This is a genomic window from Bradyrhizobium sp. sBnM-33, assembly GCF_032917945.1.
In the GTDB taxonomy this organism is placed as follows: domain Bacteria; phylum Pseudomonadota; class Alphaproteobacteria; order Rhizobiales; family Xanthobacteraceae; genus Bradyrhizobium.
Genome location: NZ_CP136624.1, coordinates 5,938,840 through 5,965,077, shown reverse-complemented (window position 1 = coordinate 5,965,077; position 26,238 = coordinate 5,938,840). Strand labels below are relative to the sequence as shown.

Sequence of the window (26,238 nt, the reverse complement as noted above, 5' to 3'; positions counted from 1 at the left end):
TTCCGCTTTCGGCGGTATAGCGAACTGGCCGGACTTGCCACTGGTTCGTCTCGATTGCTAATGACGCAAAGTGGACGCGCGATTGCAAAGGACTTGGCCATAGACGTTATTTCTTTGTCCTATCGGAAAGATGCAGAGTGATCATTTCTATTATGCGATCGGCCGCGGTGCCTGACGGAAAGAAGCCGATATAATTCCCGCCTTTGTCGACCAAGTACACGAACGAAGAATGGTCGATGACGTAATTCGGGCCATCAGGCGGATGTTTGGCGTAGTAGACCTTGTAAGCGAGCGCCACGCGCCGAATCTGCTCCGCGTCGCCGGTTAGGCCGATTAGCCGCGGGTGGAACAGCGGCACGTACTCGGCGAGGTGCGCAGCGGTGTCGCGTTCGGGATCAAGGGTGATGAAGATCGGCTGGACCGCGTCCGCTCCGGCGCCTAATCCATCGACCGCCAGACCGATCTGCTGCAGATCGGTTGGGCACACGTCCGGGCAATAGCTGTAACCGAAGTAGATCAGCAGAAGTTTGCCGCGAAAATCCTCGTCCGTACGCGGTTTGCCGGTGTGGTCGATCAAAGCGAACGGCCCGCCGATCGGGCCGCGGTTCCACATCAGGTCGTCCATCAGCCGCGCGGCCGAAGTCGCCTCGGACGATTGCACTCGCGACGACCGTCCTGGGCCGGCCAGCAGGAGACCGGCCGCGAGGCCGAGAAGGCGCCGCCGGGTCGCAATCACGCCACGCCGAAATTGAGCCGCGCCGCCGCCGAGGCCAGCAGCAGCTTGTCCGGCATGATCTTGCGCACGGAATCGACGAAGGTCAGGCCGCTACAGTGCATCGGCACTACCACGTCCGGCTCGAACGTCTTGAGTTCGCTGACGACCTGATCCGCATAGTCCGGCGTTGCGGGCCCTAGATGGAAGCCGCCGATCAGGGCGTGCAGCTTCTTGATGCCGGATACCTCCTGCGCCTGCCGGATGATGTTGAGAATGCCGACGTGGCCGCACGAGGTGATGACGACGAGGCCGCGGTCCTTCACGTTGAAGCAGGTCGCGTGCTCGTGGGTATGCTCGTCCGGGACGATCTTGCCCTGCAGCTCCGCCGCGGTGAAATGGGTGTACTGGGTGGCATCGCAGCCGAGCCCGTCCTTGATCCCGTACTCCACCATGGTGTTGGGCAAGACCTTCTCGATGCCGGAACGCCTGATCTGCCCGGTGGTGAAGGCGTGGCCGGCAATCACGGTCGGGTGCTCGCATAGAACAGTCGCAACCTTCTGAGCAGCTAGAGCGCGCCGGTCGAGCGTGCCGTAGTCGGTCAATTGGCCCGGCGCCCCGGCCAGGCGATGGCAGAAATTGTCCTCGCCGCCGGCGTAGAGCTTCACGTCCGCCGGCAGTGCGCCACGGTACTTATCGAGGAATCCCATCAGGCCGCCGAAATGATCGAAATGGCCGTGGCTGAGGATCAAGGCGTCGACCTTCTTCACGTCGACGCCCATGATGCCCATGTTGGTGATAAGCACGTCCGGCGTGTAGCCGTAATCGAGCATCAGGGTGCGGAGCTCGTTGCCGCGCTGGGATTCGAGCCAGAGCGACAGGCCCCATTGGGTGTGAATCACATTCGGAAACCCCGTCTGGAGGGGAGTCGGCTGCACGCTCACGCCGTTGACCGTGCGGGGGCGCAGGAAAAGATCGTGGGTGGAGTCGACGAGCACCCTGATTGACAGCTTTTCGACCATCGGCACCTCGATCGGTGCCGCCGAAGCGAATTCGACGCACATGAAGCCGCTACCCACCGCCGCCCCAGCGAGCGCCGCAGAGCCTGCGAGGAGGTCACGCCGTCCCAATATACGGGTCATACGGGTCATGTCGGCCTCCGTACTATGCTTTGAGGCCCCCCGACTGGCGCGCAGCATAACAAACTTCGCGACTGCCCGGAAGTCAGGCCCCGCGCTGGGGCGGCCAAACGCTAACTTCCGGTTTTGGCACATCGCGTAATTTCGCTGCGCCGCTGAATTTGGTCGCTATCGGGGCGTAGCGGACTCACGCAAGCCGTCCACGGCGAGTTACGGGTTCATGGCCTAGCCCGCCGCTTCGTCAAATTCCGAACTAGCTTCCAGCCAATCTTCCTCGGCCCGCCGCAGCGCGCTTTCGGCGCCGGCGCGCGCCTTGCTTAGTTGGGCGGCCTGCTTGGGATCGCGGGTGAACAGATCCGGCAACGCGAGGGCGGTGTCGATCTTGGCGATGATGCCGCTGATCCGCTCGATTTCGGCCTCGGCTTCGGCGATCCGCTGCTTCAGCGGTGATCGCCTTTCGTTCCTGGCGCGCTCCGGACTTGCGGTCTCTTTGGATCGCTCACGCGAGAGGCTACGCTTATCCCCGATCGACAATACCATTCGCCTGTAATCGTCGAGGTCGCCGTCATAGGCTGTCACCGTCTGATTGGCGACGACCCACAATTGATCGGCGCAGGATTCGATCAAATAGCGGTCGTGCGAAACCATGATGACGGCGCCGGGGAAATCGTTGATCGCTTCGGCCAGCGCCGCACGGCTGTCGATGTCGAGGTGGTTGGTGGGCTCGTCGAGGATGATCATGTTCGGGCCGAAGAAGGTGGCGAGCCCGAGCAACAGCCGCGCCTTCTCGCCGCCCGAAAGGCTCTTGACCAGCGTATCGCCGGCCTTTCCGGAAAATCCGATCGCGCCGGTGCGCCCGCGCACCTTGGTTTCCGGCGCATCGGGCATCAGCCTGCGAACGTGGTCGTAGGGCGAGGCATCGAGGTTGAGCTCGTCGACCTGATGCTGCGCGAAATAGCCGACCGAGAGTTTTTCCGCCCGCGTGATCCGGCCGGAGAACGGTTGCAGCTTGCCCGCCAACAGCTTGACCAGCGTCGACTTGCCGTTGCCGTTGGAGCCGAGCAGGGCGATGCGGTCGTCGGTGTCGATGCGCAGCGTGACGCGGTTGAGCACCGGCTTTTTCGGGTCGTAGCCGACCGAGACGTCGTCGACGGCGATGATCGGCGGCGATAGCATTTTCTCCGGCATCGGGAACGTGATTTCACGGACATCCTGCGTCACCAGCGCGGTGACGGGCTTCATCCGTTCCAGCATCTTGACGCGGGATTGCGCCTGTCGGGCTTTCGAGGCTTTTGCCTTGAAGCGATCGACAAAGGCCTGCAGCCGCTTGCGCTCGTCGGCCTGGCGCTTGGCATGCTTGGCGTCCAGCATCTCGCGCATGGCGCGCTGTTCCTCGAACGAGGAATAGGTGCCCTTGTAGAGGGTCAGGTTGCCGCGATCGAGGTGCAGGATCTGGTCGACCGAGGTGTCGAGCAGGTCACGGTCGTGGCTGATGACGATGACGGTGCGTGGATAGTTCGCAAGATGGTCTTCCAGCCACAGCGTGCCTTCGAGGTCGAGATAGTTGGTCGGTTCGTCCAGCAGCAACAAATCCGGCGCCGAGAACAGCGTCGCCGCCAGCGCCACCCGCATGCGCCAGCCGCCGGAGAACTCCAAGCACGGCCGTGCCTGGTCCGCGGCGGAAAATCCGAGGCCGCTCAGGATTGCCGCGGCGCGCGCCGGCGCGGAGTGCGCGTCGATATCGACCAGCCGGATCTGGATTTCGGCGATGCGGTGCGGATCGGTGGCGGTTTCGGCCTCACGGAGCAGCGCATCGCGCTCCAGATCGGCCTTCAGTACGACATTGATGAGACTCTCCGGGCCGTCCGGCGCCTCTTGCGCCAGGCTGCCGACGCGCCAGCGCGGCGGTAGTGTAATGCTGCCGGACTCGACCGGCAGGTTGCCCCGGATCGCGTGAAACAGCGTCGATTTGCCGACACCGTTGCGCCCGACGAAGCCGACGCGAGCGCCCGGCACGATCTGCACCGTGCTGCTGTCGATCAGGAGCCGCCCGGCAATCCGGATCGAAATATCTGTGATGGAAAGCATGCGGGGTTGTCACCGGAGCCGGTGCCAAACGCAACTCATTTATCGGTCAAATCAGCTACCCAGCGGCCCTCAATGCAGCTCGTTGTCGCGGCGGCGCAGCTCGTCGACGAGTTCTCGTAGACGCGGTGGCAGTTCAGTTTCGGGGCGCAAGTTTTGCTGAAGCCGTTCGCCGATGGCGTCGCAGATCGATACGCGTGTCTTGTGATCGATTAGTTCGAACTCTCTGATGATTCGGCCATCCATCGGCGGTCTCTTGGCGAGTTCCACCTCGCGTCCTCGCAAGGCTTGATGATGATGGATCAAGTCACAGCCGCGAAATTGGTTTCCGTGCAGAGCCATGCACTTGCGTGCAAGTGGTCGAATCACGGGTGGTGTTCGGTTCCGCACAAAAATGCCCGGCGCGGCGGCCGGGGCCTCAGTCAGGGGGAAGCTCAAACCAGCTCAGTAGCAGCGGTTCACCAGCCGCCAGCGCGGGCCCCAGGGGGTCGGAACAAGACGCCGCACGTAACAGCCGCCATAGCCACCGAAATAGGCAGGGCCGCCGATGATGACGCGCGGGCGCCAGCCGTGATGGTGATGATGCCAGCCGTGATGGTGATGATGATGGTGCCAGCCGTGACGCCAGCCGCCGGCCGAGGCCGATGTCGGCGCCAGCGCAGCCGCGCCCAGCGAAGCCGCGGCCACTGCAACGAGCGAGAGTTTGCGTAACATGATCGTCTCCTCAAGGTTTAGGCGCGGGGTGCGCGCCATCGGTGAGATCGCCTCCCGTAACGCGCCGGGCCTCGCGGATGCGGGCCCGGTGTCCGATCGTCGGAAAGTCTACGGGCGCCGAGCTGAATGGCGGCGTGACGCAGGTTACAGAGTGGGTTCACCTTCCTGAAATTGCCGCAATCTTCGCCCCCACGGGGTGATGTGCCGCACGAAAGGGCGCCCAAAAGCGGTGGCAGACGCGTCACCGGGTGGCTTGCCGTCGCGAGGTGGCGCCGATATAAGCCCCGCAACTCTCCAACTGGCGTGTTTTGCAAGGACGTAAACAATGGCGATTGAACGCACTTTCTCGATCATCAAGCCGGACGCGACCGCGCGCAATCTGACCGGCGCCGTCAACGCGTTGATCGAGAAGGCCGGCTTGCGGATCGTCGCCCAGAAGCGCATTCGTATGACCCGCGAACAGGCGGAAACCTTCTATGCCGTTCACAAGGCGCGTCCGTTCTTCGGCGAACTGGTAGACTTCATGACCTCGGGCCCGGTCGTGGTGCAGGTGCTGGAAGGCGAGGGCGCTATCGCCAAATACCGCGACGTCATGGGCGCCACCGACCCGGCGAAGGCGGCGGAAGGCACGATCCGCAAGCTGCATGCGAAGTCGATCGGCGAGAACTCGGTGCATGGTTCGGACGCGCCGGAAACCGCCGCGATCGAAATCGCGCAGTTCTTTTCCGGTAACGAAATCGTCGGCTAATCGATTGGAAGAGCGGCAGCAGTAAGGCAAAGAGTTGCGATCTCGCAGCGCACGTTGCGCCGCGGCGGCGGCTTGTCCGATAGATCATCTCGCAGGATTCCAGCTCGTGGCAATGCCATCGAGGTTGCGCCAGGCATGGCTTAGGGGTTTCACTTCCCCCGCCATTGCCGTACCGCCTCGTTGACCTTGTCACGATCGCACCGCTCGTCCGGCGTCAGCCGCATGATGGGCTCGTGGATCGCAGCCGGGATTGTGAGCTTGCTGTCAGGCGGTTTCTCGGCCCACTCCCACCATTGGTCGAAGGCGTCCCTGGGCATCACAGGTCCTCGCGCAGACCCTTGAAGAACGGATGCCGGACTTTGCCCTCGGCCGATTTGGCCCGGTATTCGATCTCCACCAGCAGCTCTGGCTCCACCCAGATGCCCTTGTGCGCGATCCTCTTGGTGTAAGGCTGGCTCTTGCGGATCAGCGGCGTGAGACGCTTGCGCAATTCGCCGGCCGAGGTCTTGTCGAACCCGTGGTCGCACTTGCCGGCATAGACCAGGTCGTTGCCGCTGCGGCGGCCGAGATAGATGCCGTCCCAGTCATTGCCGTCGAGTGCAAAGCCCGCGATGATCAGCGTCTCGCGTTGCGCGCAGGTCTTCTTGACCCAATCGCTGATGCGGCCGGAGATATAGCGGCTATCGCGCACCTTGGAGACGACGCCTTCCAGCCCGACCTTGCAGGCGTGCGCGTACATCTCGCTGCCGTCGATCTCAAAACTTTCGCTGAAGTGGAGATCAGTGCCGTCGATGGTTTTTCTCAGCAGGGCCTTGCGCTCCTGCAGCGGCAGCATCCGCAGGTCGTGGCCGTTCAGATAAAGCAAGTCGAAGGCAACCAGCACAATCCGGTCGGATTTTCCCTTCAGTTCGTTCTGCAGCACGGAAAAATCGGTGGTGCCGTCCTTGGAGGGAACGACGACCTCGCCGTCGATGATCGCGCTGCCGGCGGCGACATGCCAAGCGTCATCGGCGATCTTGCGCAATCGCCTGGTCCAGTCGTTACCGCGGCGGGTGAAAACTTTGACGGCGCCTTTGGCGAGATGGACCTGTACCCGGTAACCGTCGAACTTGATCTCGTGAATCCAGCGATCGCCGCCCGGCACTCTCTCGGTCGAAGCGGCTAGGGCTCGATGAAGCCCGGATAGGGCGCCTTGGTCCCGACCGCCGCCGGCTTATTACGCTGAAACGCCACAACAAAACTCCGCGCCACAATGCGGATTCAAATCGATTTAAAACCACTGGTTCATTTCGATTGCTATTTTTTCCTGGCCAATCACGGCCGGAACTCAGCAGTGCCAACCGGAATGGATCGCGGAAGGAAATGGAAGCGGGAATGTAACGGCAACGGCTATCGGAGACCATCGCGGCCCCGGGGCTAGTTGTGGTACGCGGGCGTCAGTTAAATCGCGACCTTTATGCCGATCTATTGGCCGGACTGATATTCGACTGGAGTACCGTTGAGATGTCCGCTCACGACAATTCCGGCCATAGACGTGACTGCGAAGGTTACGATCGCCAGAAGTAAGCCGATCCTTTTCAAAGCATGTGCATCCGCCATCGTACGTCCTCCTCCCGTAGGCAACGCGGTGGCCGCTGTCGGGTTGCCGGCATTGCCGGTCCTTCCCGATTCATCGATAGAAAGATCGACGCTTCACAAAACGCATCGCCGAGTGGACATTGGACGAAGTGACGCGCGGATTGGCCGCCGCCGGGATTCGGAAACTTGAGCAGCAAAAGAACGCAGTTGACCCGGAACGGCCGAGCTAAAAGCGGCCGCCAGTGAACTCAGTTCCCGGAACATCGTCTTCTTTCGTCCGTTTTATACATGTTAGAAGGAGGAGGAGACTATGCCAGTACTACTGCTCTGGGCCGTCCCCACCGTCATCGTAGTCGGTGGTCTCGGCTATTATTTTCTTCGTGTTGTCCAGTAGTGGATTGCGGCGGCCCGCGCCGGGAAACCGGCCGGGCCTTTCGCTATGTCGGAGGCGGTTCTAATGAAATGCGCTATCGCGGGAATTGCTGTGCTCGCCACGTTGGCCGGGCCGGCTCTAGCAGATCCATGGAAAGACGAGAGCGGCAATGGCCGGTGGAGGCACGATCGTGGCGCCTACCGCGCCTACAATTACGATCGCGATTACAAGCAGGAGTTCTCCCGAGGCCCCTGCAAGATCGAGCGCAAGTGGGAGCGCAATGGCGAATACAAAGAAGAAGTGAAGTGCAAAGGTTACCGCTAGATTAGTCGAGCAGGCCCTTTAGGGTCGCTCTAACTGTGCCCCGACATTGGGGCGGCTTCAGCCGCACTGCGCGCCCCTGCTCGTTGACCAAGGCGAGAAATCTCACTCTACAATCACGAGCGTCAGTTAAGAGCCCCGCTTCTCCCGCGCGTAAAGGTCTTTCGTAGCCTGTTCGGTGATCTGCTTTTCAGCGCGAGTCCTGCGTCTGTTGCGCATGATGCCGTAAGCCAGCACCAGACCAAGCACACCTGCGCCGATGAACCACAGTGCCACTGGAAGATGGGAGGCAGTTTCGACGGGCTGTCCTTGCGCCGCGAGCTCGCCCGGGAAGAGGGTGAGGGCGGCCAGCATGGCTGCGAGTTTAGCAGTCGTTCGTTCGCCAGATGAAATCGAAAACATCTCATGATCCTCCGCGTGGAAAAGGATCAATTTCGGCCATCAGCCAATGTTCCTGAAAGGCCCGGATTCGATCTCAGAACACATAAGCAAGGTCTTCGGTGTTTCGCCGAAGCAAGGTCGAGAAGCTCCATAGGGCAAGACTGGGCCAGCCCGCTTGTTGAGTGGCGATGGCCAGCTTGTGGGGGAGGAGGCTTCGATCTCACAGGCCTGGCTGCGCCGCCTAGGAGTCCGGACCTCGTGACCTCAACGGGCCGCTGCTCCGGGTCGCTCGGTGTGCACAACAATCTAAGTGGGGACCCGCCTGTTCCAGGTTGATCTTGCTCAACCCAGACATTCTTCCGGCTCAGGTTGGCGCTTGCAGTCCTGGCGATGCAAGCCACTCTTGAATGTGTACGGCTGTCTCAGCCTGCCTGGCTCTCCGTATTAGCTGCTCCCGCGCGAGCCCCGGCGGGGTACCTCGCGCTTCCTTTCGAAGGCGTTTCGCCTCTTCGGTCAATCGCTCGGCTAGTGATGTCGTTTGTTTGAAACGGCGGCGCTGTTGCATGCGCTGTTCCTTTCCTTGCAGAGAAGGCGGGAGCGCAACTGGCGTTCTCGTCTCGATAACTGCCGGGTACCTTGCGGTGATGCGCAACAGCTTACGCTTCCTACCGCCGCTGTCGGTGCACTAGTGCACAATTGGCAAATAGGAACGAGCTTGCCTGCAGGCCGTTAGCAGTCTGTGCCGACCAGAGCCCCCGGTCGGTACGGTTTCGAGAAGGGCCCCAGCTTTCCCCCGGGCTGGGGCCGTCCTCATGGTGCGACATCCTCCGTCTCCACGCGCAACAGTTTCCCACATCACCCGCTCGCAGTCGGTGCGAGCCTTCCATCGTACGCATCGAGCCATCGCCCTCCTTGCCGGGGATTGCCTAACCTGCGGCGGCCATTTTCCGATTGCGAACGAGCAGCGCAGGAACGAAGTTCATCCTCCCGGTTTGAGTCGGCGCTGGCTGAGGCGCGTAACATGAACACCCCGGATGAAGACGTCGTACTGAGGGCCATTGAAGATGCCCGGCGCATCCTTGGGGAATACATCGCGCCGGAGCCGCCCGGGGACGTAACGCGGACGATAGAGCGGCTGTTAGCCGTTCTCGATCGAGATGAGGTTGTGCATGCTCTCGATCGTATGACAAGGCGCCGAACGCAGCGGCTCGTGGAACGAAACGGCCCCAGCGCCCAGCGGAAGAGCGTCGAGGCCGCGTTCCATGCTTCAGATGACCGGGGATGAAACCGGAAGCCTCATATCTGACGCATGGGGGACCGATGGTTCCTGTGGGACGGTGCCGCGCCCTCACTGCTTGCATTCGCCGTGGCTGATCAGACTTAAGTTCAGTTCTGAGCTCTTGTAGGAACAGAAACAGATCGCGCGTTCTTAGTCCTGCTCAGCGCCCCAATGGCGCGTGGCGCGCGGGAGACGGGCGTGCGGAACGAACCGATCGTGATCCTGGTCGTCGAGGATGATCAGTCGATCCAAAGTGTGATCGAAGAGGCTCTTTCGGACGGCGGTTTTGAAGTAGCGATTGCGGCCACCGGCGAGGAGGCAGTCACGCTTCTGCAAAATCGACAAGACGAGTACCGCGCCCTGGTGACAGATATCAATCTCACAGGCCGGTTCAACGGCTGGGAGGTGGCCAAGCGCGCCAGAGAGATGCATCCGCAGATGCCTATTATCTACATCACCGGCGCGGCCGCCGATCAGTGGGCATCAAACGGGGTGCCTGACAGCATCCTTTTGAACAAGCCCTTTGCTCCCGCGCAGATCGCGACAGCCGTCGCTCAGCTTTTGAATCAAGCCCCTCCTGCTGCGCAGCAATAAATCGATCACCTCATGACTTTTGTTATGGCGACTTGGCTACATCAGCCGCACGCTTTGAGCGTCACCGTCAGATCCCCCGGGAGTTATCGGTGATGAGAACGCCAGTTGCGCTCCTGCCAATCCTCGAAGGAGAGCGTCTGGTGCGAAAAGTCCGTCAAATCGAAGCGGCGTCCCGTGTGATCGAATGGCTTTGGTCGCCGGTTGCGAGCGCCGTCAGCCCGCTTCGCCGGGAGGAATCACGCCATGAATGACATGGAGGCGCAACTCGAAAGGCTGCGCACCGATGCGGAGGATTGCGCATTGATCAGCAAGTTGGCGACCAATCCTCACAAACGTGAGTTGTTCGCAAGACTAGCCGATCACCTGGCCGTCCTAGCCGACGAGGTCAAGCGCGCGATTGGTGAGCGAGGTGGAAAACGCGAAGCTCAGGGAAGACGGACAGCATCAATGTCAACGTCGGCTGGGCAATTGTCAGAATAGAATCCGTCGAGTGAGGTACGGAATGATCAGGCTGGATCAGCGAACGGCTGCGAAGATGGGCGTCGCCCTGGAAGAGGTGTGCGGGGGTCTGCCGTATGGCGGTGACCACGAGACTCGCAAGCATATCGCCAGCCAACTCGTCAAAGCCGTAAGGCGAGGCAACGATACGCTGGAAGGATTGAAATCTGTTGCCGAGCGTGCGCTGCAGGAGTTGTCGAGCTGCAAGTCTGCCTAACGCTGGCTAGCCGATGGGCCGGCATCCAGTGAGCGTGCATCCGCCGATAGATGCGGGTGCAGTGGTGGGCTAGCGATTTGCCTTTTCCGCCGGCTGGCTCCATACAGCTTCACATGACCAAGCTGTTATTGGGGCGTAGCCTCGACCGCCTTGAAGATGTGCGCTTCGTGCAGGGGCGCGGCCGTTACGTCGCCGATCTCGCGGCGCCGGATGCGCTTCATGGCGTCCTCGTTCGCTCGCCGCACGCGCATGCACGCATCACCGCGATCAGCATCGAGGCGGCGCGCAGCATGCCTGGCGTCGCGGCCGTGCTCACGGGAGCCGAATTGGCATCCGACGATATCGGTCCACTGCCGTGCGCGGTGACCAGCATCCCGATGACCACGCCGCTCGTGGTGCCGCCCTATCATGCGCTGGCGCGCGGCGTCGTACGCCATGTCGGCGAGCCGGTCGCGTTCGTGGTTGCAGAAACAGCCGAAGCCGCGCGCGATGCCGCCGAGGCCGTCGTGGTCGACTATGAGCCGCTGCCGCCGGTCGTCTCGATCGCAGCGGCGATTCTGCCGGACGCGCCGTCGATCTGGCCGGAGGCTGCGGGCAACATCGCGTTTCAGTTCAACCGCGGCGAGATCAGCCCGGTGGAAGCGGCGATCCGCGCCGCCGCCCACGTCGTGGAATGCGAGCTGGTCAACAACCGCGTCGTCGCCGCGCCGCTGGAGACCCGCGGTGCGATAGGGGAGTTCGATGCCGCAAGCGGCCGGCTGCACCTGACCGCCTCGGCCGCCGGCGCCCACGCCATCCGCGATCTGCTCGCCGACCGTGTTTTTCGCATCGGCCGGGAAAAGCTTCGCGTCAGCATTCCCGATGTCGGCGGCGGCTTCGGGATGAAGAACGTGCTCTATCCGGAATGGGTGCTGGTGCTGTGGGCGGCGCGCCGGCTCGGCCGTCCCGTCAAGTGGATCGGCGATCGCAGCGAGGATTTCACCGGCTCCGCGCATGGCCGCGACAGCATCATTAGGGCCCGTCTGGCCCTCGATCGCGATGGACGTTTCCTGGCGCTCGACACCAAGGTGTTCGCCAATCTCGGCGCCTACGTCTCGACGGTGGCGCCGGCCGTGCCAACCATGGCGATGGCAAGCGCGATGGGCGGCGTCTACGACATTCCGCTGATCGCATTCGAGACCAAGGGCGTGTTCACCAATACGACACCGGTCGATGCCTATCGCGGCGCCGGCAAGCCGGAAGCGAACTATCTGATCGAGCGCTGCATCGATACCGCAGCCGCCGAGCTCGGGATGGATGCGCTGAAGCTGCGGCGCAAGAACATCATGCGTCACTTTCCCTACAGCAGCGCGATGGGACTTTCGGTCGAGCAGGGCAGCTTTGCCCACGCGATCGATCACGCCGCCGGTGCCGCAGAGGGCTTCAAGGCGCGCCAGAGAAGTTCGCGCAAGCTGGGCCGGCTGCGTGGTCTCGGGATTGCCTGCTTTCTCGAAACAGCGCGCGGCCAGCCCAATGAAGTGGCGGAGGTGAGTTTCGGTGAGGACGGCCTGATCGACCTGAAGGTCGGCACGCATTCCAATGGCCAAGGCCATGAGACCACCTACGCCCGGATCGCGGCCGACGCGCTCGGCCTGCCGCTGGAGCGCTTCCGGTTTCGGCAGGGCGATACGGACGATCTTGATTCCGGCGGCGGCCATGGCGGGGCGCGCTCGATGCACCAGGGCGGCACAGCGTTGTTGATGGCGGCGGAAGGCCTGATCGAAAACGCGCGGCGGCTTGCCGCGCGCCTGCTGCAGGCCGGCGTGGATGCGGTTCAGTATGAAGCGGGCCAGTTGCGCGTGGCTTCGACCGCGCAGGAGATCAGCCTCGATGAGGTGGCGCGCGTTTCCTATCAGCTAGCCGGCGACGACGTCGCGCCCGGCCTGGCGCACCGGGCGACCCATCTCTGCGATCGCTACACTTTTCCCAACGGCTGCCATGTCGCGGAGGTCGAGATCGATCCTGCGACCGGCGAGGTGAGGCTCGACCGCTACGTCATCTTTGACGATTACGGCCGCCTGCTCGATCCCCGCCAGACGCTGGGGCAGGTGCATGGCGGCGTAGCGCAAGGCATCGGCCAGGCGTTGTTGGAGCACGCGCTGTTCGATGCGGAAACCGGGCAGATTCTGTCGGGCTCGCTGATGGATTATGCGCTGCCGCGCGCAGGCGATCTTCCGTCGTTCGAGGGCGATCTCACGACTGACTTTCCGAGCCGTGCCAACCGGCTCGGCGTCAAGGGAAGCGGTCAGGCCGGCGCCATCGCAGCACCGGCCACGATCATGAATGCCGTGATGAACGCGCTCGCGCCGCTCGGCGTGCGCCATCTCGACATGCCCGCGACGCCCTCGCGCATCTGGCACGCGATCCAGGCGGCAGAAGTGCGATCGCGTCAGCGCACGGACACGACGTCCGCTGATCCATAGTCCCAGTACACAGCCAGACTTGGAATCCACAGCCAACCGCTGATGCTTGCTGCGATGGCCCATGGAAGCGTGGCCGCAACAGCCGTATCCGGTCGCGATCCGTTGCCAGTCCTGATCGACCGTCCCTCATCACAGCAAGGTGACGAATGAACTGATGGCGGGTTTGCCCGCTTGCTTGACATGCAGGTATTTACCTGCATATTGTGTTCTTCATAGAGTGAGACCGATGCAGGCCGACAAGGTTTTCAAAGCGCTGGGCGACCCGACACGCAGAAAGCTGCTTGATCTTCTTTGTCAGAAGAACGGGCAGACGCTCGGTCAGCTTTGCGAAAACTTGGACATGGCCCGGCAATCCGCGACGCAGCACCTCGAAATCCTGGAGGCGGCCAATCTGGTGAGCACGGTCAGGCGCGGCCGCGAAAAGCTGCATTTCATCAACCCTGTGCCGCTTCACGAGGTCTACGAGCGGTGGGTACGGAAATTCGAACGACAGCGGCTCAGCCTGCTGCACGATCTTAAGAAAGAACTCGAAGGAGAGTAACGATGACCAGAGAGACGACCAGCTTTGTCTACGTGACCTATATTCGCTCGACGCCGGAAAAGGTGTTCGAGGCCATCACAAAGCCCGACATCGCGCGGCGCTACTGGGGCCACGAGAATGTCTCCGACTGGAACCCCGGATCCAAATGGCAGCACGTCCGTGCCAATGATCAGCGGACTGTCGAACTGGTCGGCAAGGTCATCGAGGTCTCGCCGCCGACCCATCTCGTCATCACTTGGGCGAATGCGTCGCAGGCCTCCGATCCTTCAGCCTACAGCCGGGTGACGTTCGAGATCGAGGAATACGAGGAGATGGTCCGGCTGACGGTCACCCATGACGAACTCGAAGCCGGCAGCGGGATGGCGAATGGCATCAAGAAAGGTTGGCCGGTTGTCCTCGCCAGCCTGAAATCCTTGCTGGAAACCGGCCACGGCCTCGACGTCTTCGCCAAGCCGAAATCGGCCTGATCCCTTCAAGAGTCTGCCAGCGGGAGAATGACAATGACCAAGTCCTATGCCGGCGGATGCGCGTGCGGCGCGATCCGCTATGAAATGAGCAGCGAACCGATCTTCGAGAACCACTGCCAATGCCGCGATTGCCAGAAACGAAGTGGCACGGGGCATGGATCCTATCTGACCTTCCCCCAGCGAGCCAATGTGACGATTGCGGGCGAAGCGAAAGAATGGCGGGTGGCGGACGACAACGGGAATGAAAAGGTCCACGCCTTCTGCCCGACCTGTGGAACGCCGGTCTACCTCACATTCGTCGCCAAGCCGGAGCCGATAGCGGTCCACGCGACCAGCCTGGACGACCCTGGCCAATTCAACCCGCAGGTGGTCACATACACCATCCGCGGCCATGCGTGGGACACGATTGATTCCTCGTTGCAGAAATTCGAGCGAATGCCGCCCGGATAATTTCGCGGGCAGTCATCTGAAGCTCCGGGCAATGTCACATAGGTCCGCACCGGGCTTGTGTTGCGGGGCTCCTGTTGCAGGATCCTGCATCTAAATCGCGGCGCGTTTGCTCCGCCGGCTGTTTCCCAACCTCGCCGGCGGGCCCCCTGAGCTGCGGCTTGCGCGGAACGGTGATGGAGGAAGAACGGCGACGGCTTCCGCGCTGATCGGGGCCCTGGCTAGTACAGCCGCATCGGCAGCGGCAACTGGATGTCCTGATAGCGGCCCTCGTAGCGATCGACAAAATCCTGCAGGAAAAACGGAATATCGCGCAGCTGGAGGTCGCAGCGTCGCCGCAACTCGTGTGCGACCTCCGCAGAGGCGTCACGACACCACCCCCCGGCGACATTGAAAGCAACCACCCGGATCGGGTTGGTGTACTGGCCGGTGAGCAGGTCCATTACAACCGGCTCAAATCCCGTAGCCGCGGAACTGACCTCTGCCCAGACCTGGCCGTGTTCCACGGACAAATGCTCGACGATATAAACGTCGTGCTCGTCACTGTGGGGCACAATCGACGGACCCGAGCCGGCGTTACGCATCAACAACTCCCGGACTGCAGAACCGCGAATCAAGCTGGTTTTTTTCAATTCGTTCCAAATTCGGCAGAGAGGCGAACGGCCGCATAGCGCGCCGCTGTCTTTGCTCGATCGCTATCGTACATCGCGCGGCGGCGGCTCCGTTCTGGCGCAGGAACATTTGGCGAGGTCATGACTTCCTTACTGTGTCATGCAACCGACACAGGAGACGGACATGGCGGTGAGGCAACCGTCCCGAAAAAAGCGGCCGCGAAGTTGAAGGGCGTACGGATCGAAAAGAGCGCCTCACATTAAGGAACAGTCCGCATGCCGCGTTACTTCTTCAACGTGTATCACGAGAGGGCTGAACTGGACGAGGAAGGCGAAGAACTGCCCGACCTGCAAGCCGCCTGGCGGGAGGCGACCGTGACGGCGGGGCAGATCATTCAGGATCTCGATGGAAGGCTGCGTCCGGGAAAGGATTGGCGGATGGAAGTCACCGACGAGTTTGCAAATCCGCTGTATGTCATTCACGTCTGCGCCGGCGAACCGAAATAGCGTCGGAAGACCTCAGGGCTATTTCGGGCGCTGCAATCCAGGTGACGTCAGCCAGCGTTCGAGGGCCGCTGCCGACTCGGTTGCGACCGCCGCCCGTATCAGGCGATCACGCTCCTGTCCTGGAGGTGAGCCCTCGGCCTTTTCGCGGGCGCGAAAGGCAATTTGTTTGAGGCGCTCCTGAAGCGGAAGTGCCGGGCGGCTGCGATTGCGCTTTTTCTTCATGGACGGATCTCCTTGCTGGCTCCGACCCTTCCACGTTCCGGCACCCGTATCCTTAACCTTTGTTTGGAACCGGCATCGGGCAAGTTTTGTTTTCATCAGAGGCAGGAGATCATTCAATCGAACAGGACAGGCGCGTGGATCGGGATTCGGTGTTGGCAAGCTTGTTGCGGCGGCTCGATACCGTCTCGAAACTCGATCCGGCTGATATTGCTGCGATCCGTTCGCTTCCGATTGCCGTTCGCCACTGGGAAGGCGGAAGAGCCATCGTATCCGACGGCGAACGTCCGTCGGAATGCTGCCTGATCATCGAAGGCTTTTGTATTCGCTCCAAAACGACGGAGGCCGGCCAGCGGCAGATTCTCTCGATTCACATCCCCGGCGAGATTCCCGACCTTCAGAGCTTGCACCTGCACAGGATGGATCACGATCTCTCCACGCTGGTACCCTCGACGCTCGGGTTCATCAGCCATGCTTCGCTGCTAACCCTGACGCATACGAGACCGAACGTTGCTGATGCGCTCTGGCGCGACACCTTGATCGATGCCGCGATATTTCGGGAGTGGATCGTCAATGTCGGACAGCGGCCGGCGCCAGCCCGGCTTGCCCATATCGTGCTTGAACTTCGCGAGCGTCTCCTCGCAATCAGGGGAGGCGCGCAGCCTGCCACGTTCGAATTCCCGCTTACCCAGGAGCAGATCGGCGAGGCGCTGGGCATCACGCCGGTGCATGCGAACCGCATCATCAGGCAACTGCGCGAGGATAGGATCCTCGACGTCAGCCGGGGGCAAGTGCGCGTGCTCGAGGAAACAAGGCTCGCGGAATTGGCACAGTTCGACGACCGTTACCTGCACCAGGACCCGGCCGCCTGAAGCGTCAGATCGTACGGCGTCCGGCGGTTCAGCCGCGCTTGGGTCGATCGGACGCAGCGATTTTGCTCACGTCATTGGAACGATTCAAGTTCGGGAAAATTATGCAATTTGTGTCAGGGATAGACACATGAACTCGAGCGGCTGCCGATGCCGCGCCGGTTGCGCGGCGCATTGGCAACCGCTTCCTTTTAGCAGCCGCCATGAAGGATTTTGCAAACGCGTCGTTCCCGCCCGAGGTGATCTCGGTGATGGAGCAGGCGCTTGATGCCGCCGTCGCTACACTTCCTGAGCCCGTCCATTCCCACCACGTTCAATTCATCGCGGAAGCGATCCTGCGCGCCGCTCACAGCGGAGAGCGTGACCCGGTTGTCCTGCAACGGCTCGCATTGCTGGAACTGCAGCTTCTTCCCCGGTAGGAGCGAGCGCCTTCGTCTGCTCAAGCGCTCTTTGATTTCCGAGCACCGGCGGGACGAGCGGCTGCTCGTTTCGACGTGTTCAGCGCCACGGCCTCGCGAATGAGCGCTTTCAACGCCTTTTCGTCGATCTTGTCGCCCTCGCGAAAGTCGATGGCGCGCCTAGTGCCCTCCAAGCTGGAGTTGAAGAGGCCTGACGGGTCCTCCAGCGAGGCGCCCTTGGCGAAGGTCATCTTCACGACCGCCTTGTAGGTCTCTCCGGTACAGATGATGCCGTCGTGCTCCCACACCGGAACCCCGCGCCACTTCCACTCCTCGGCCACTTCGGGGTCGGCCTGCTTGATGATGCTTCGGATGCGCGCGAGCATCTCGCCGCGCCAATCGCCCAATTCCTTGATTCGTGTATCGATGTGCTGAGAAGGAGAGCTTCCGCCTTTTCTTTCGCTTGCGCCGCTCTTCTTCACTGTTGCTTTCTTCATGGCTGTTGTCATTCGCTTACAATCGTTCGCCGGGCAATTGGCTGGCTTGCCTTATCCAAGCGGCGAGTTGGGCTTCATTAAGGTCGTCCTCATGGATGTCGAGATAGCGCACTTCCTTGTGCTTGGACTCGCCGGGCGGGAGCGGGCGCAGCGATGTGCCGCGGAAGAAAGTCACTTTGACGTACTTCGTGAAGCAATGAAAGCTGAGGAACCAGCCGCCCTGGTCCTCGACGCCATAAAAGGGCGAATTCCATTTGACCGCCTTGTGCACGTCGGGGACGGTGCGTACGATGAGCGCGTCGAGGAGGCGCCCTACGTCGCGTTTCCAACCCGGCATGGCCGCGATATAGGCCTGCACGGGAGCGTCGCCGTCCCCCTTTGCGATCTGAGGATTGCCGCCTGAGAGCAGGACGGGCTTTGCGGTAGCCTGCTTGGCGGCGGCCTTCTTTGCGATCTTCGCCGGCCTTCTCGACGTCGTTTGCGCCATTGTGTTCGCTCCTGTCGCCGGTACGTCAGCCACTGCGCCATTTGGTGGCGTAGGGCAGCACGAACATGTACAGGCCGGTAAACATCAGTAAAAAGAGCGGCGGCAATGGGGAGTATACCACCCACGGGGAAGGCTCCCCCAGTCCCATGGCAATGAAATTGGCGACGACGGTCACGATGAAGGCAATCGACAGCCAGCGGTGAATCTGCCGAATCCACATGTTCCAGTTAAATGAGACCTCCTTTTGCAGACTTTGCAGACGAGCCGGAGCGTAACGCGGCGGCTCAATCCGTCCGCGCCACGAGCTCTTCCAGCTTGGCGAAGAATTGCTGCCATCCAGCGTGGGCGCCGCCATAGGCCTGCTTCTGATCCGGCCGGAAACCGGTCTGCTCCATGCGCAGGAGGGTGCCTGTGGGCGTTGGCGTCAGCGTGAAAGTCACGACACTTTCTAGATTGAAGGCCGCATCGTCGTGCTTGAAATTCCAAGTGTACGACAGCGCCTTGTTCGGCTCGATGGCAAGGACCTCGCAGTCCAGCACGCCACCCCAATCGCCGCGAAGATTGAAATGGTGACCCACGACGGGCTTGAAGTCGTTCTTCATCAGCCACTCCTCCATCAAGGGGGGTTGCGTGAGCGCGCGCCAGAGCTTTTCCGGCGGATGCGACATTTCGCGTTCGACGACGACGGTGCGCGTTTCGGGGGCGGTATTTGTCATTGGTCCATCCGTTTGAGCAGGTCTTCGAGGTTATCGAACCGGTTCTGCCAGAAGCCGTGCATCTGGCTCGCCCAGTCGATCAGCGGGGCGAGAGCGCCGAGCTGCGCGCTATAATGCGTCTGGCGGCCTTCGTGGCGGTCACGCACCAGCCCCGCCTGTTTCAGAACGCCAAGATGCTTCGAGACGGCCGGTTGCGAGATCCCGGCCCGGGCCGTCAGCGCCCCGACCGTCTGCTCTCCTTCACGGCACAGCCGCTCGAAGATCGCCCGACGGCTCGGGTCGGCGAGTGTTCGAAACAGCACATCATGAGCGTTGGGCATTCGAAATCGATAACCCGTTAGTTATTGATGATACATAACCGCCGGGATATGTGTTAGTCAAGCGGGAATGCAGAGCGGCGTGGGCGATCTTCCGCGCCGCAAACAATGCAATTCGACGACAGTAAGCTACCGCTGAACGCATGCTGTGCAGGTTATGCATTATCGCTGGCCGGGTGCCCCTTCGTTGCGAAGCAGAGCTGCGGGTGCGAGCGCCCACGGCATGGTCGCTCGTTGTCGAGGACGAAAGCGATGACCACATATTCAGCTCATATACAGCGAGGGGAGGGTCCTATGGGAGACGCCAGCCGGCAGGCCCATTGGGAGAACGTCTACACGACAAAGGGCGAGAACGAGGTTAGCTGGTTTCAGCAAAGCCCGGCTCCTTCGCTCGACTTGATCGTGCAGGCAGGGGCTACGAGCAAGTCGGCCATCATCGACATCGGTGGCGGGGCCTCGCGGCTGGTCGACAGTCTCGTCGAGCAGGGATTTGAGGATGTCACCGTGCTCGATCTGTCCGCCGCGGCGTTGGCCGCTGCCAAGAGCCGCCTCAAGAGCCGCTTTGGCACCAGCGCCGAGCGAGTTGGCTGGATCGTCGCGGACGCGACGACCTGGGAGCCGGTCAAGCCCTACGACGTCTGGCACGATCGGGCGGCGTTTCACTTTCTCACCGACCCAGGCGATCGCGCCGCCTACATTGCGCGCCTCAAGCGGGGCCTGGAGATCGGCGGGCATGCCATCATCGCCACCTTCGCGCCCGACGGCCCTGAAAAGTGCAGCGGCCTGCCGGTCGCGCGCTACGATAGCCAGAGTCTCGGACGGACGCTCGGCGCGGCGTTCAAGCTGATCCACGCGCAGGGGCACGAGCACGCGACGCCGTGGGATTCCCGGCAGGCTTTTCAGTTCAGCGTGTTCCGGCGCGAGGCCTGATCTGGACCCGCACTCGCCGTGCTAATGCGCCATGCTGCGTGAGACCTCCTGGCAAGCTTCCATGCAGCGGCGGCAGCTTTCTGCACAGATGCGGCAATGTTCGTGCATGGCTGCGTGCCTCTGGCATTCCTCCGCGCAAAGCCGGCAGGCGGCGGCGCAGACGCTGAGCATGCGGCGCATCACCTCGTCATCGAAACCCGTCCTGCGGGTCATGATGCGTCCGGTGATGTTGCAGATATCGGCGCAATCCAGGTCAAGCCGGATGCACTGGGTCAGCTCCTGTACCATGCGCTCCGACAAGCAGGCGTCGGCGCAGGAGGTGCAGGTCTGGGCGCAGGAGTAGCACTCCTCGATGCAACGGATCACGGCGTCGCTGATCTGGCCCTGGACGGCCGGGTGGGTGCCAATCATTTCGCGGGCGTACATGGCTGGGCTCCTTGCTGAGGAAGACCACCGCCGGGGGCGGTCGCTAGCTCAAGTCGCAGCGTTGAAAAATGTTCTGGGCTGCCCGCTAGAATGAATTCGGGGTCGCGGGGGTTGATTCAATGCGGTCTTCGTCCGCCGGCATATGTTAAGCAAACCCGCGGTTTCGTGATGGAACTCCGCTTCCCATCAGGGGCCCGGCTGTGCGAGACTGGACCCGTGAAATACTCGATTCACCTTTGCCGGCTGCTGGCGATTTTTGTGATCGTCGGCCTCGTTCTCGCCCCGCTCACGGCGCGGGCGAATAGGGGCGCCATGGCACCAATGGCCATGGCGGCGATGTCCGATGATGCAGCCGCCATGTCGGACGACATGCCGTGTTGCCCGGAGAAATCCGCGCCAGTCGATTGCGACCAGTGCCCGTTGATGGCGCTTTGCGTATCGACGTTGCAGGCGCCGCTGCCGGCCGGCATTGCCGAAATCCAGCCCGTGACCCTTCGCACGCTGCTGCCCGGCAGCGATCCGGAAGTGGAAAGCCTCGGGTACTCACCTCTGCCAAAACCTCCCCGGTCCCTGGTCCTTTCGGCGTAACGCCGGAGTCCCGCGGCGCCTTGTGGCGTCCGCGCCATGCCGCCATGGCGGCTGACCAGTAAATCGAGGACACCATGATGAAGGCTATTCAGTTTTCGCGCGGCCTGCGGGTTGTGCTGACCGGCGCTGCCCTGACATGCGCCGAGACCGTCGCACTCGCCGATATCAAGAACTACGAGTTCAAGCTCGTCGAGCCGGCCGTGAAGACCGGCCCCGACCAGACCATCGCCGTGAAGCTCATCGATAAGACGACCGGCAAAGCCATACCGGACGCAGTCATCTTCGCCACGCGGCTCGATATGGCGCCCGACGGCATGCAGGAGATGGTGACCAAACTCACCCCGCTACCGGCATCGGAGCCCGGCACCTACCGGTTCAAGGCAAATTTCAGCATGGCCGGCCGCTGGCAATTGTCGCTCGGCGCCAAGGTGCAGGGTGAAACCGGGACGGTCGAAAACAAACTCATTATTCAGGCCGACAAATGAAACGGTCGGTCGTGATCGCCATCGTAACTGCCGCCATTGGGGCGGCGGCGGTGGCCGGAATTGTCGCGCGTCCATTCATCATGTCGGGTGGAGAGACCAAGCACGCCCACATCGTGGCACGGGCCGAACCGGCTTCTGCTGCAATCTACTATCAGGACCCCGACAGCAAGCCGTTCTATTCGCTGACGCCGAAAAAGACGCCTGATGGCCGCGACTACCGCGCCGTCCCGCCGGGCGCCGACATCAGTTTTGACGATCCGCCGCAGGAAAGCGCGGCGGCTCCGCCGGCCGACCGAAAAATCAAGTACTACCGCAATCCGATGGGCCTGCCGGACGTTTCGCCGACGCCCAAGAAGGATTCGATGGGGATGGACTACATCCCTGTCTATGAGGGCGAGGACAGCGACGACGGATCGGTCAAGGTCTCGCCGGGAAAGATTCAGCGCACCGGCGTCAAATCGGAGCCGGCCGCCGCCCGCCCGATCCGGACGGTCGTGCGTGCGCCAGGCACGATCCAACTCGACGAGCGTCGAGTCTCAGTTATCGCGATGCGCGCGGAAACCTACCTGCAATCAGTTGCCGATGTCACGACTGGCACTTTTGTCAAGAAGGGCCAGCCGTTGATGCAGGTCTACAGTCCGGCAGTTTCCAGCGCGGCCGCGGAGTATGTGACGACATTGACGTCCAGGACTACGGCGGGCGAACCGTCCTACGGACGCGGTTCACGGCAGCGGTTGATGAACCTTGATGTGCCCGAAGCGGTAATCAGCGAGGTCGAGAGAACGAAGGTCGTCCCGGTGACTGTCGCCTGGTCGGCCCCACGGGACGGCATCGTGCTGGAACGCAACGCCGTCGAGGGTATGCGAGCTCAACCGGGCGATGTGCTCTTCCGCGTCGCGGATACCTCGGTGGTCTGGGCGATAATTGACATAGCCGAGCGCGATCTCGGCTCGCTTGCGGTCGGGCAAGGCGTAACCGTGCGCGCGCGCAGCTTCCCGGGGCGGGACTTCTCCGGAAAGATCTCGGTCATCTATCCCCAGGTCAACCGCGAGACACGGACAGCCCGCGTTCGGATCGAACTCGCAAATCCCGACCTCGCATTGCTGCCGGACATGTATGTGGACGCGGACGTCGAGATTGGCGGCGCGGAGCCTGTTTTGGCCGTTCCCGACAGCTCGGTGCTCGATACGGGAGCGCGCCAGGTCGTTCTGGTCGACAAGGGCGTGGGACGATTCGAACCCCGCGACGTCAAGATCGGCCGTCGGGGAGACGGACTGGTCGAAATCCGCAGCGGGCTGAAAGACGGCGAGCGGGTTGTGGTTGCGGCCAATTTTCTCATCGATGCGGAAAGCAACCTGAAGGCGGCACTCAAGGGCTTTGCCGAGGGAGCTCAGCCATGATTGCCCGCTTGATTGCTTGGTCGGCTCGTAACCTCCTGCTGGTGCTGTTCGGCACCGGCTTCGCTGCCGCGGCCGGCCTCTATGCGCTCGTCCATCTGCCGTTGGACGCCATCCCCGACCTCTCTGACACGCAAGTCATCGTTTACACGGAGTACCCCGGTCAGGCGCCGCAGGTCATTGAGGACCAGGTCACCTATCCACTGACGACCGCGATGCTAACGGTACCGAAGTCGAAAGTCGTTCGCGGCTTCTCGTTCTTCGGCGTGTCGTTCGTCTATGTCATTTTCGAAGACGGCACGGACATTTATTGGGCGCGCTCGCGGGTGCTCGAATTCCTGAACGCCGCGATCTCACGCATTCCCGCCGGCGTGACGCCGACCATCGGCCCGGATGCGACCGGCGTCGGCTGGGTTTACCAATATGCTATCGTGTCGAAGGAGCTGAACCTTTCCGACACGCGCACGATCCAGGACTGGAATCTGAAGTTCGCGCTCGCCAAGGCCGAAGGTGTCGCCGAAGTGGCGAGCGTCGGCGGCTTCGTCAAGCAGTACAATGTGATCCTCGATCCGCAGCGCATGCGCGACCGCGGCATCACCATGCAGAAGATGCGCGAGGCGATCCGCGCCAGCAATGCCGATGTCGGCGGCCGCACTGTCGAACTGTCCGAATTCGAATACGTCATCCGTGGCAAGGGCTACCTGAAGAGCATCAACGACCTCGGCAATGTCGTGCTGAAGGTGAGCAATGGCACGCCGGTGCTCCTTCGCGACGTGGCCCGGGTGGAGCTCGGCCCCGACGAGCGGCGCGGCATCACCGAACTGAACGGGGAGGGCGAGGTCGCAAGCGGCATCGTGCTGCAGCGCTTCGGCGTCAACGCGCTCGATGTGATCCAGAACGTCAAGAAGCGTTTCCAGGAGATCGCCAGTAGCCTGCCGAAATCGGTCGAGATCGTGCCGGTTTACGACCGCTCGAACCTGATCTACGCGGCCATCGACACGCTCAAGCACACGCTGTTCGAGGAAAGTGTCGTCGTTGCGCTGGTCTGCATCGTGTTCCTGCTGCACGTCCGCAGTGCGCTGGTTGCGATTCTGATGCTGCCGGTCGGCATATTGATGGCGTTCGGCGCCATGAAGCTGCTGGGGCTCGGCTCCAACATCATGAGCCTTGGCGGCATTGCGATCGCGATCGGCGCCATGGTGGATGCAGCAATCGTCATGATCGAGAATGCCCACAAGCACCTCGAACGAGCGGAGCCCGGAAAGTCCCGGGTGGCCATCCTGATCGAGGCGGCCGTGCAGGTCGGTCCGGCGCTGTTCTTCAGCCTCTTGATCATCACCGTGTCGTTCATGCCGATCTTCACGCTGGAGCAGCAGGAGGGGCGGCTGTTCAGCCCGCTGGCGTTCACCAAGACATTCGCGATGGCCGCCGCCGCGCTGCTTTCGGTGACGCTGGTGCCGGCGCTGATGGTGATCTTCATCCGCGGCAGAATCATTCCCGAGCACAGGAACCCGATCAACCGTTTCCTGATCTGGATCTACCGTCCTGTTATCAACGGTGTGTTGCGCGCCAAAATGTTGGTCGTCCTGCTCGCACTCGCGATTCTGGCCGTGAGCGTCTGGCCGGCCCGTCAGCTCGGTACCGAGTTCATGCCGAACCTGAACGAGGGCACGCTGCTCTACATGCCGACGACATTGCCGGGCATCTCGATCACCAAATCCGCTGAACTGATGCAGACCCAGGATCGGATCATCCGGTCGTTTCCGGAAGTCGAGTCCGTCTACGGCAAGGCAGGCCGCGCCGCGACCGCAACCGATCCGGCGCCATCGGAAATGTACGAGACCGTCGTCAATCTCAAGCCGAAGCAGGAGTGGCGGGCGGGCGTAACGATCGACAGCCTGATCGCGGAAATGGACAAGGCCCTGCAGTTTCCTGGCGTCTCCAACGCCTGGACCATGCCGATCAAAGCCCGCATCGACATGCTGTCGACCGGCATCCGCACCCCGATCGGCGTCAAGGTGATCGGCACCGATCTGGTCGAGATCGACAAGCTCGCGAAACAGATCGAGCAGGTCCTGAAAGCGGTGCCCGGCACCTCGTCCGCCTACGCCGAGCGTGGCATCGGCGGCTACTATTTGGAGATCACGCCGGACCGCGAAGCGATGGCGCGGTACGGCATCATGGTTCAGGATGTCCAGGACACCATCGCTACTGCGCTTGGCGGACAGACGGTCACGACGACAGTCGAGGGCCGCCAGCGCTTCTCCGTCAACATGCGCTACCCGCGGGATCTGCGCGACAATCCGAAGGCGATTGCAAGCGACGTGCTGGTGCCGATGCCGGCCGGCGGCGCCGTCCCGCTCGGCGAAGTCGCAAAGGTCGCGCCGGCGAGGGGACCGTCATCGATCCGCACCGAGAATGGCCAGTTGGCGACCTATATCTACGTCGACATCCGCGACCGCGATCTCGGCGGCTACGTCGCAGAGGCGCAGCGCGCCGTGCAAGCCAGCATCCAGTTTCCTCCGGGCTACTATGTGATGTGGAGCGGCCAGTACGAGTACCTCGAGCGCGCCACCGCAAGGCTCAAAATCGTCGTTCCCGCAACGCTGCTAATCATCTTCCTGCTGTTGTATCTCAATTTCCGGTCCATCACCGAGACGCTGATCGTGATGTTGTCGCTGCCGTTTGCGCTGGTCGGCGGGTTCTGGCTGATGTGGTGGCTCGGCTTCAACCTTTCGGTGGCGGTCGCGGTCGGCTTCATCGCGCTCGCCGGCGTTGCCGCGGAGACCGGCGTTGTAATGCTGATCTACCTGAACCAGGCGCTCGCCGAAATCAGGACCCGCCGCGACGCTGAAAACCGGCCGCTGACGAAGCGCGATCTCTACGACGCCATCATGGAAGGCGCCGTGGAGCGCGTGCGGCCGAAAATGATGACGGTGGTAGCCATCATGGCCGGGCTGCTGCCGATCATGTGGAGCAGCGGCACCGGCTCGGAGATCATGCAGCGTATCGCAGTGCCGATGATTGGCGGCATGATCTCGTCCACGCTGCTGACGCTGATCGTGATCCCGGCGGTCTTCGGACTCGTGAAGGGCGTTGGGTTGAAGACCGATGATGATTCCGTGGCAGGGCCTCCGCATTCGGCGTCGCCGCCCAGCCAGCGGAAGAGGCCGATTCTGGAGCCGGCCCAATGAGGGGTACGAGAATTTTTCGGGGCCGGTGCGGAAACGAGGAG

General features: G+C 62.1%; 32 protein-coding genes and 1 pseudogene. 17 read left to right on the top strand and 16 right to left on the bottom strand.

What is annotated here, in order from left to right; all coding sequences use genetic code 11:
- Window positions 1-106: 106 nt before the first annotated feature.
- The 5 genes from RX328_RS28080 to RX328_RS28060 form a co-directional block, all read right to left on the bottom strand.
- Window positions 107-661 (bottom strand): SCO family protein, encoded by a 555-nt coding sequence (locus RX328_RS28080; RefSeq protein ID WP_410733917.1) that lies wholly within the window; start codon window positions 659-661, stop codon window positions 107-109.
- Between the two features lie 71 nt (window positions 662-732).
- Window positions 733-1,854, bottom strand: coding sequence for an MBL fold metallo-hydrolase (locus tag RX328_RS28075; RefSeq protein WP_317258808.1), 1,122 nt, complete (start codon window positions 1,852-1,854; stop codon window positions 733-735).
- A 222-nt stretch (window positions 1,855-2,076) separates the two neighbouring features.
- Window positions 2,077-3,939 (bottom strand): ABC-F family ATP-binding cassette domain-containing protein, encoded by a 1,863-nt coding sequence (locus tag RX328_RS28070; RefSeq protein WP_213247736.1) that lies wholly within the window; start codon window positions 3,937-3,939, stop codon window positions 2,077-2,079.
- Window positions 3,940-4,008: 69 nt separating this feature from the next.
- Window positions 4,009-4,206, bottom strand: a complete 198-nt coding sequence (locus RX328_RS28065) for a hypothetical protein (protein ID WP_213247810.1) — start codon at window positions 4,204-4,206, stop codon at window positions 4,009-4,011.
- 174 nt (window positions 4,207-4,380) lie between these two features.
- Window positions 4,381-4,650, bottom strand: coding sequence for a sulfur globule protein precursor (locus RX328_RS28060; RefSeq protein WP_213247734.1), 270 nt, complete (start codon window positions 4,648-4,650; stop codon window positions 4,381-4,383).
- 325 nt (window positions 4,651-4,975) lie between these two features.
- Between RX328_RS28060 and ndk the strand changes: the two genes are divergently transcribed.
- Window positions 4,976-5,398 (top strand): nucleoside-diphosphate kinase, encoded by a 423-nt coding sequence (gene ndk / locus RX328_RS28055; protein ID WP_213247732.1) that lies wholly within the window; start codon window positions 4,976-4,978, stop codon window positions 5,396-5,398.
- A 149-nt stretch (window positions 5,399-5,547) separates the two neighbouring features.
- On the opposite strand, the gene RX328_RS28050 is transcribed toward ndk, so the two are convergent.
- Together RX328_RS28050 and ligD are read right to left on the bottom strand one after the other, a co-directional pair.
- Window positions 5,548-5,715 (bottom strand): hypothetical protein, encoded by a 168-nt coding sequence (locus RX328_RS28050; protein WP_213247730.1) that lies wholly within the window; start codon window positions 5,713-5,715, stop codon window positions 5,548-5,550.
- Window positions 5,715-6,631, bottom strand: a pseudogene (gene ligD, locus RX328_RS28045) (non-homologous end-joining DNA ligase). Before ligD ends, RX328_RS28050 begins: the two are co-directional and overlap by 1 nt.
- Window positions 6,632-7,433: 802 nt before the next feature.
- On the opposite strand from ligD, the gene RX328_RS28040 reads away from it, so the two are divergent.
- Window positions 7,434-7,673 (top strand): hypothetical protein, encoded by a 240-nt coding sequence (locus tag RX328_RS28040; protein WP_213247728.1) that lies wholly within the window; start codon window positions 7,434-7,436, stop codon window positions 7,671-7,673.
- Window positions 7,674-7,799: 126 nt separating this feature from the next.
- On the opposite strand, the gene RX328_RS28035 is transcribed toward RX328_RS28040, so the two are convergent.
- Window positions 7,800-8,072 (bottom strand): hypothetical protein, encoded by a 273-nt coding sequence (locus tag RX328_RS28035; RefSeq protein WP_213247808.1) that lies wholly within the window; start codon window positions 8,070-8,072, stop codon window positions 7,800-7,802.
- A gap of 1,429 nt (window positions 8,073-9,501) precedes the next feature.
- Between RX328_RS28035 and RX328_RS28030 the strand changes: the two genes are divergently transcribed.
- From RX328_RS28030 to RX328_RS28000, 7 genes are all read left to right on the top strand, one after another.
- On the top strand, window positions 9,502-9,924 hold the full coding sequence (locus RX328_RS28030) for a response regulator (protein ID WP_213247726.1): 423 nt from the start codon (window positions 9,502-9,504) through the stop codon (window positions 9,922-9,924).
- Between the two features lie 243 nt (window positions 9,925-10,167).
- On the top strand, window positions 10,168-10,404 hold the full coding sequence (locus RX328_RS28025; protein ID WP_213247724.1) for a hypothetical protein: 237 nt from the start codon (window positions 10,168-10,170) through the stop codon (window positions 10,402-10,404).
- 22 nt (window positions 10,405-10,426) lie between these two features.
- Window positions 10,427-10,639 (top strand): hypothetical protein, encoded by a 213-nt coding sequence (locus RX328_RS28020; protein ID WP_213247722.1) that lies wholly within the window; start codon window positions 10,427-10,429, stop codon window positions 10,637-10,639.
- A gap of 113 nt (window positions 10,640-10,752) precedes the next feature.
- Window positions 10,753-13,101 carry a xanthine dehydrogenase family protein molybdopterin-binding subunit gene (locus RX328_RS28015; RefSeq protein WP_213247720.1) on the top strand — a complete coding sequence of 783 codons (2,349 nt, stop codon included), beginning with the start codon at window positions 10,753-10,755 and terminating at the stop codon, window positions 13,099-13,101.
- A gap of 226 nt (window positions 13,102-13,327) precedes the next feature.
- A complete protein-coding gene (locus tag RX328_RS28010; protein ID WP_213247718.1) occupies window positions 13,328-13,642 on the top strand; it encodes an ArsR/SmtB family transcription factor in 315 nt (104 codons plus the stop codon).
- A gap of 2 nt (window positions 13,643-13,644) precedes the next feature.
- Window positions 13,645-14,109, top strand: coding sequence for an SRPBCC family protein (locus RX328_RS28005; RefSeq protein ID WP_213247716.1), 465 nt, complete (start codon window positions 13,645-13,647; stop codon window positions 14,107-14,109).
- 33 nt (window positions 14,110-14,142) lie between these two features.
- Entirely contained in the window at window positions 14,143-14,559 is a 417-nt protein-coding gene (locus tag RX328_RS28000; protein ID WP_213247714.1) for a GFA family protein, read from the top strand.
- A 218-nt stretch (window positions 14,560-14,777) separates the two neighbouring features.
- On the opposite strand, the gene RX328_RS27995 is transcribed toward RX328_RS28000, so the two are convergent.
- Window positions 14,778-15,140: a hypothetical protein gene (locus tag RX328_RS27995; protein ID WP_213247712.1), complete on the bottom strand. Its 363-nt coding sequence runs from the start codon at window positions 15,138-15,140 to the stop codon at window positions 14,778-14,780.
- 303 nt (window positions 15,141-15,443) lie between these two features.
- Here RX328_RS27995 and RX328_RS27990 point away from each other — a divergent pair, with 303 nt between their 5' ends.
- Complete coding sequence (locus tag RX328_RS27990; protein ID WP_213247710.1) at window positions 15,444-15,674, top strand: DUF6894 family protein; 231 nt, start codon at window positions 15,444-15,446, stop codon at window positions 15,672-15,674.
- Window positions 15,675-15,692: 18 nt separating this feature from the next.
- Here the strand turns inward: RX328_RS27990 and RX328_RS27985 are convergent, their stop codons facing one another.
- Window positions 15,693-15,896, bottom strand: a complete 204-nt coding sequence (locus tag RX328_RS27985) for a hypothetical protein (protein WP_213247709.1) — start codon at window positions 15,894-15,896, stop codon at window positions 15,693-15,695.
- 134 nt (window positions 15,897-16,030) lie between these two features.
- On the opposite strand from RX328_RS27985, the gene RX328_RS27980 reads away from it, so the two are divergent.
- Both RX328_RS27980 and RX328_RS27975 read left to right on the top strand, forming a co-directional pair.
- Window positions 16,031-16,765 (top strand): Crp/Fnr family transcriptional regulator, encoded by a 735-nt coding sequence (locus tag RX328_RS27980; RefSeq protein WP_213247707.1) that lies wholly within the window; start codon window positions 16,031-16,033, stop codon window positions 16,763-16,765.
- Between the two features lie 200 nt (window positions 16,766-16,965).
- Complete coding sequence (locus tag RX328_RS27975; protein WP_213247706.1) at window positions 16,966-17,181, top strand: hypothetical protein; 216 nt, start codon at window positions 16,966-16,968, stop codon at window positions 17,179-17,181.
- Window positions 17,182-17,201: 20 nt separating this feature from the next.
- On the opposite strand, the gene RX328_RS27970 is transcribed toward RX328_RS27975, so the two are convergent.
- The 5 genes from RX328_RS27970 to RX328_RS27950 all read right to left on the bottom strand — a co-directional run bounded on the left by RX328_RS27970 (window position 17,202) and on the right by RX328_RS27950 (window position 19,180).
- Entirely contained in the window at window positions 17,202-17,657 is a 456-nt protein-coding gene (locus RX328_RS27970; RefSeq protein WP_213247705.1) for a DUF1801 domain-containing protein, read from the bottom strand.
- Between the two features lie 16 nt (window positions 17,658-17,673).
- Entirely contained in the window at window positions 17,674-18,144 is a 471-nt protein-coding gene (locus tag RX328_RS27965) for a DUF1801 domain-containing protein (protein WP_213247704.1), read from the bottom strand.
- Between the two features lie 25 nt (window positions 18,145-18,169).
- Window positions 18,170-18,364: a hypothetical protein gene (locus RX328_RS27960; protein ID WP_213247703.1), complete on the bottom strand. Its 195-nt coding sequence runs from the start codon at window positions 18,362-18,364 to the stop codon at window positions 18,170-18,172.
- A gap of 64 nt (window positions 18,365-18,428) precedes the next feature.
- Window positions 18,429-18,860 (bottom strand): SRPBCC domain-containing protein, encoded by a 432-nt coding sequence (locus RX328_RS27955; protein ID WP_213247702.1) that lies wholly within the window; start codon window positions 18,858-18,860, stop codon window positions 18,429-18,431.
- Window positions 18,857-19,180: an ArsR/SmtB family transcription factor gene (locus tag RX328_RS27950; RefSeq protein WP_213247700.1), complete on the bottom strand. Its 324-nt coding sequence runs from the start codon at window positions 19,178-19,180 to the stop codon at window positions 18,857-18,859. Before RX328_RS27950 ends, RX328_RS27955 begins: the two co-directional genes overlap by 4 nt.
- A 291-nt stretch (window positions 19,181-19,471) precedes the next feature.
- On the opposite strand from RX328_RS27950, the gene RX328_RS27945 reads away from it, so the two are divergent.
- Window positions 19,472-20,107: a class I SAM-dependent methyltransferase gene (locus RX328_RS27945; RefSeq protein ID WP_213247698.1), complete on the top strand. Its 636-nt coding sequence runs from the start codon at window positions 19,472-19,474 to the stop codon at window positions 20,105-20,107.
- A gap of 21 nt (window positions 20,108-20,128) precedes the next feature.
- Here RX328_RS27945 and RX328_RS27940 read toward each other — a convergent pair whose 3' ends face one another.
- Window positions 20,129-20,533, bottom strand: coding sequence for a four-helix bundle copper-binding protein (locus RX328_RS27940; RefSeq protein ID WP_213247696.1), 405 nt, complete (start codon window positions 20,531-20,533; stop codon window positions 20,129-20,131).
- Between the two features lie 216 nt (window positions 20,534-20,749).
- On the opposite strand from RX328_RS27940, the gene RX328_RS27935 reads away from it, so the two are divergent.
- The 4 genes from RX328_RS27935 (at window position 20,750) to RX328_RS27920 (ending at window position 26,197) form a co-directional block, all read left to right on the top strand.
- A complete protein-coding gene (locus tag RX328_RS27935; RefSeq protein ID WP_213247694.1) occupies window positions 20,750-21,121 on the top strand; it encodes a hypothetical protein in 372 nt (123 codons plus the stop codon).
- A gap of 77 nt (window positions 21,122-21,198) precedes the next feature.
- Complete coding sequence (locus RX328_RS27930) at window positions 21,199-21,606, top strand: FixH family protein (protein WP_213247798.1); 408 nt, start codon at window positions 21,199-21,201, stop codon at window positions 21,604-21,606.
- On the top strand, window positions 21,603-23,006 hold the full coding sequence (locus tag RX328_RS27925; protein ID WP_213247692.1) for an efflux RND transporter periplasmic adaptor subunit: 1,404 nt from the start codon (window positions 21,603-21,605) through the stop codon (window positions 23,004-23,006). The genes RX328_RS27930 and RX328_RS27925 overlap by 4 nt, the downstream gene beginning before the upstream one ends.
- Complete coding sequence (locus tag RX328_RS27920) at window positions 23,003-26,197, top strand: efflux RND transporter permease subunit (RefSeq protein WP_213247690.1); 3,195 nt, start codon at window positions 23,003-23,005, stop codon at window positions 26,195-26,197. Before RX328_RS27925 ends, RX328_RS27920 begins: the two co-directional genes overlap by 4 nt.
- Window positions 26,198-26,238: the final 41 nt, after the last annotated feature.

Bases quoted from the DNA above. Each gene is read 5' to 3' on its own strand.
- RX328_RS28075 (WP_317258808.1), bottom strand. From the start codon at position 1,854: ATGACCCGTATATTGGGACGGCGTGACCTCCTCGCAGGCTCTGCGGCG.
- RX328_RS28070 (WP_213247736.1), bottom strand. From the start codon at position 3,939: ATGCTTTCCATCACAGATATTTCGATCCGGATTGCCGGGCGGCTCCTG.
- RX328_RS28060 (WP_213247734.1), bottom strand. From the start codon at position 4,650: ATGTTACGCAAACTCTCGCTCGTTGCAGTGGCCGCGGCTTCGCTGGGC.
- ndk (WP_213247732.1), top strand. From the start codon at position 4,976: ATGGCGATTGAACGCACTTTCTCGATCATCAAGCCGGACGCGACCGCG.
- RX328_RS28050 (WP_213247730.1), bottom strand. From the start codon at position 5,715: ATGCCCAGGGACGCCTTCGACCAATGGTGGGAGTGGGCCGAGAAACCG.
- RX328_RS28040 (WP_213247728.1), top strand. From the start codon at position 7,434: ATGAAATGCGCTATCGCGGGAATTGCTGTGCTCGCCACGTTGGCCGGG.
- RX328_RS28035 (WP_213247808.1), bottom strand. From the start codon at position 8,072: ATGTTTTCGATTTCATCTGGCGAACGAACGACTGCTAAACTCGCAGCC.
- RX328_RS28030 (WP_213247726.1), top strand. From the start codon at position 9,502: ATGGCGCGTGGCGCGCGGGAGACGGGCGTGCGGAACGAACCGATCGTG.
- RX328_RS28025 (WP_213247724.1), top strand. From the start codon at position 10,168: ATGAATGACATGGAGGCGCAACTCGAAAGGCTGCGCACCGATGCGGAG.
- RX328_RS28020 (WP_213247722.1), top strand. From the start codon at position 10,427: ATGATCAGGCTGGATCAGCGAACGGCTGCGAAGATGGGCGTCGCCCTG.
- RX328_RS28015 (WP_213247720.1), top strand. From the start codon at position 10,753: ATGACCAAGCTGTTATTGGGGCGTAGCCTCGACCGCCTTGAAGATGTG.
- RX328_RS28010 (WP_213247718.1), top strand. From the start codon at position 13,328: ATGCAGGCCGACAAGGTTTTCAAAGCGCTGGGCGACCCGACACGCAGA.
- RX328_RS28005 (WP_213247716.1), top strand. From the start codon at position 13,645: ATGACCAGAGAGACGACCAGCTTTGTCTACGTGACCTATATTCGCTCG.
- RX328_RS28000 (WP_213247714.1), top strand. From the start codon at position 14,143: ATGACCAAGTCCTATGCCGGCGGATGCGCGTGCGGCGCGATCCGCTAT.
- RX328_RS27995 (WP_213247712.1), bottom strand. From the start codon at position 15,140: ATGCGTAACGCCGGCTCGGGTCCGTCGATTGTGCCCCACAGTGACGAG.
- RX328_RS27990 (WP_213247710.1), top strand. From the start codon at position 15,444: ATGCCGCGTTACTTCTTCAACGTGTATCACGAGAGGGCTGAACTGGAC.
- RX328_RS27985 (WP_213247709.1), bottom strand. From the start codon at position 15,896: ATGAAGAAAAAGCGCAATCGCAGCCGCCCGGCACTTCCGCTTCAGGAG.
- RX328_RS27975 (WP_213247706.1), top strand. From the start codon at position 16,966: ATGAAGGATTTTGCAAACGCGTCGTTCCCGCCCGAGGTGATCTCGGTG.
- RX328_RS27970 (WP_213247705.1), bottom strand. From the start codon at position 17,657: ATGAAGAAAGCAACAGTGAAGAAGAGCGGCGCAAGCGAAAGAAAAGGC.
- RX328_RS27965 (WP_213247704.1), bottom strand. From the start codon at position 18,144: ATGGCGCAAACGACGTCGAGAAGGCCGGCGAAGATCGCAAAGAAGGCC.
- RX328_RS27960 (WP_213247703.1), bottom strand. From the start codon at position 18,364: ATGTGGATTCGGCAGATTCACCGCTGGCTGTCGATTGCCTTCATCGTG.
- RX328_RS27955 (WP_213247702.1), bottom strand. From the start codon at position 18,860: ATGACAAATACCGCCCCCGAAACGCGCACCGTCGTCGTCGAACGCGAA.
- RX328_RS27950 (WP_213247700.1), bottom strand. From the start codon at position 19,180: ATGCCCAACGCTCATGATGTGCTGTTTCGAACACTCGCCGACCCGAGC.
- RX328_RS27945 (WP_213247698.1), top strand. From the start codon at position 19,472: ATGGGAGACGCCAGCCGGCAGGCCCATTGGGAGAACGTCTACACGACA.
- RX328_RS27940 (WP_213247696.1), bottom strand. From the start codon at position 20,533: ATGTACGCCCGCGAAATGATTGGCACCCACCCGGCCGTCCAGGGCCAG.
- RX328_RS27930 (WP_213247798.1), top strand. From the start codon at position 21,199: ATGAAGGCTATTCAGTTTTCGCGCGGCCTGCGGGTTGTGCTGACCGGC.
- RX328_RS27925 (WP_213247692.1), top strand. From the start codon at position 21,603: ATGAAACGGTCGGTCGTGATCGCCATCGTAACTGCCGCCATTGGGGCG.
- RX328_RS27920 (WP_213247690.1), top strand. From the start codon at position 23,003: ATGATTGCCCGCTTGATTGCTTGGTCGGCTCGTAACCTCCTGCTGGTG.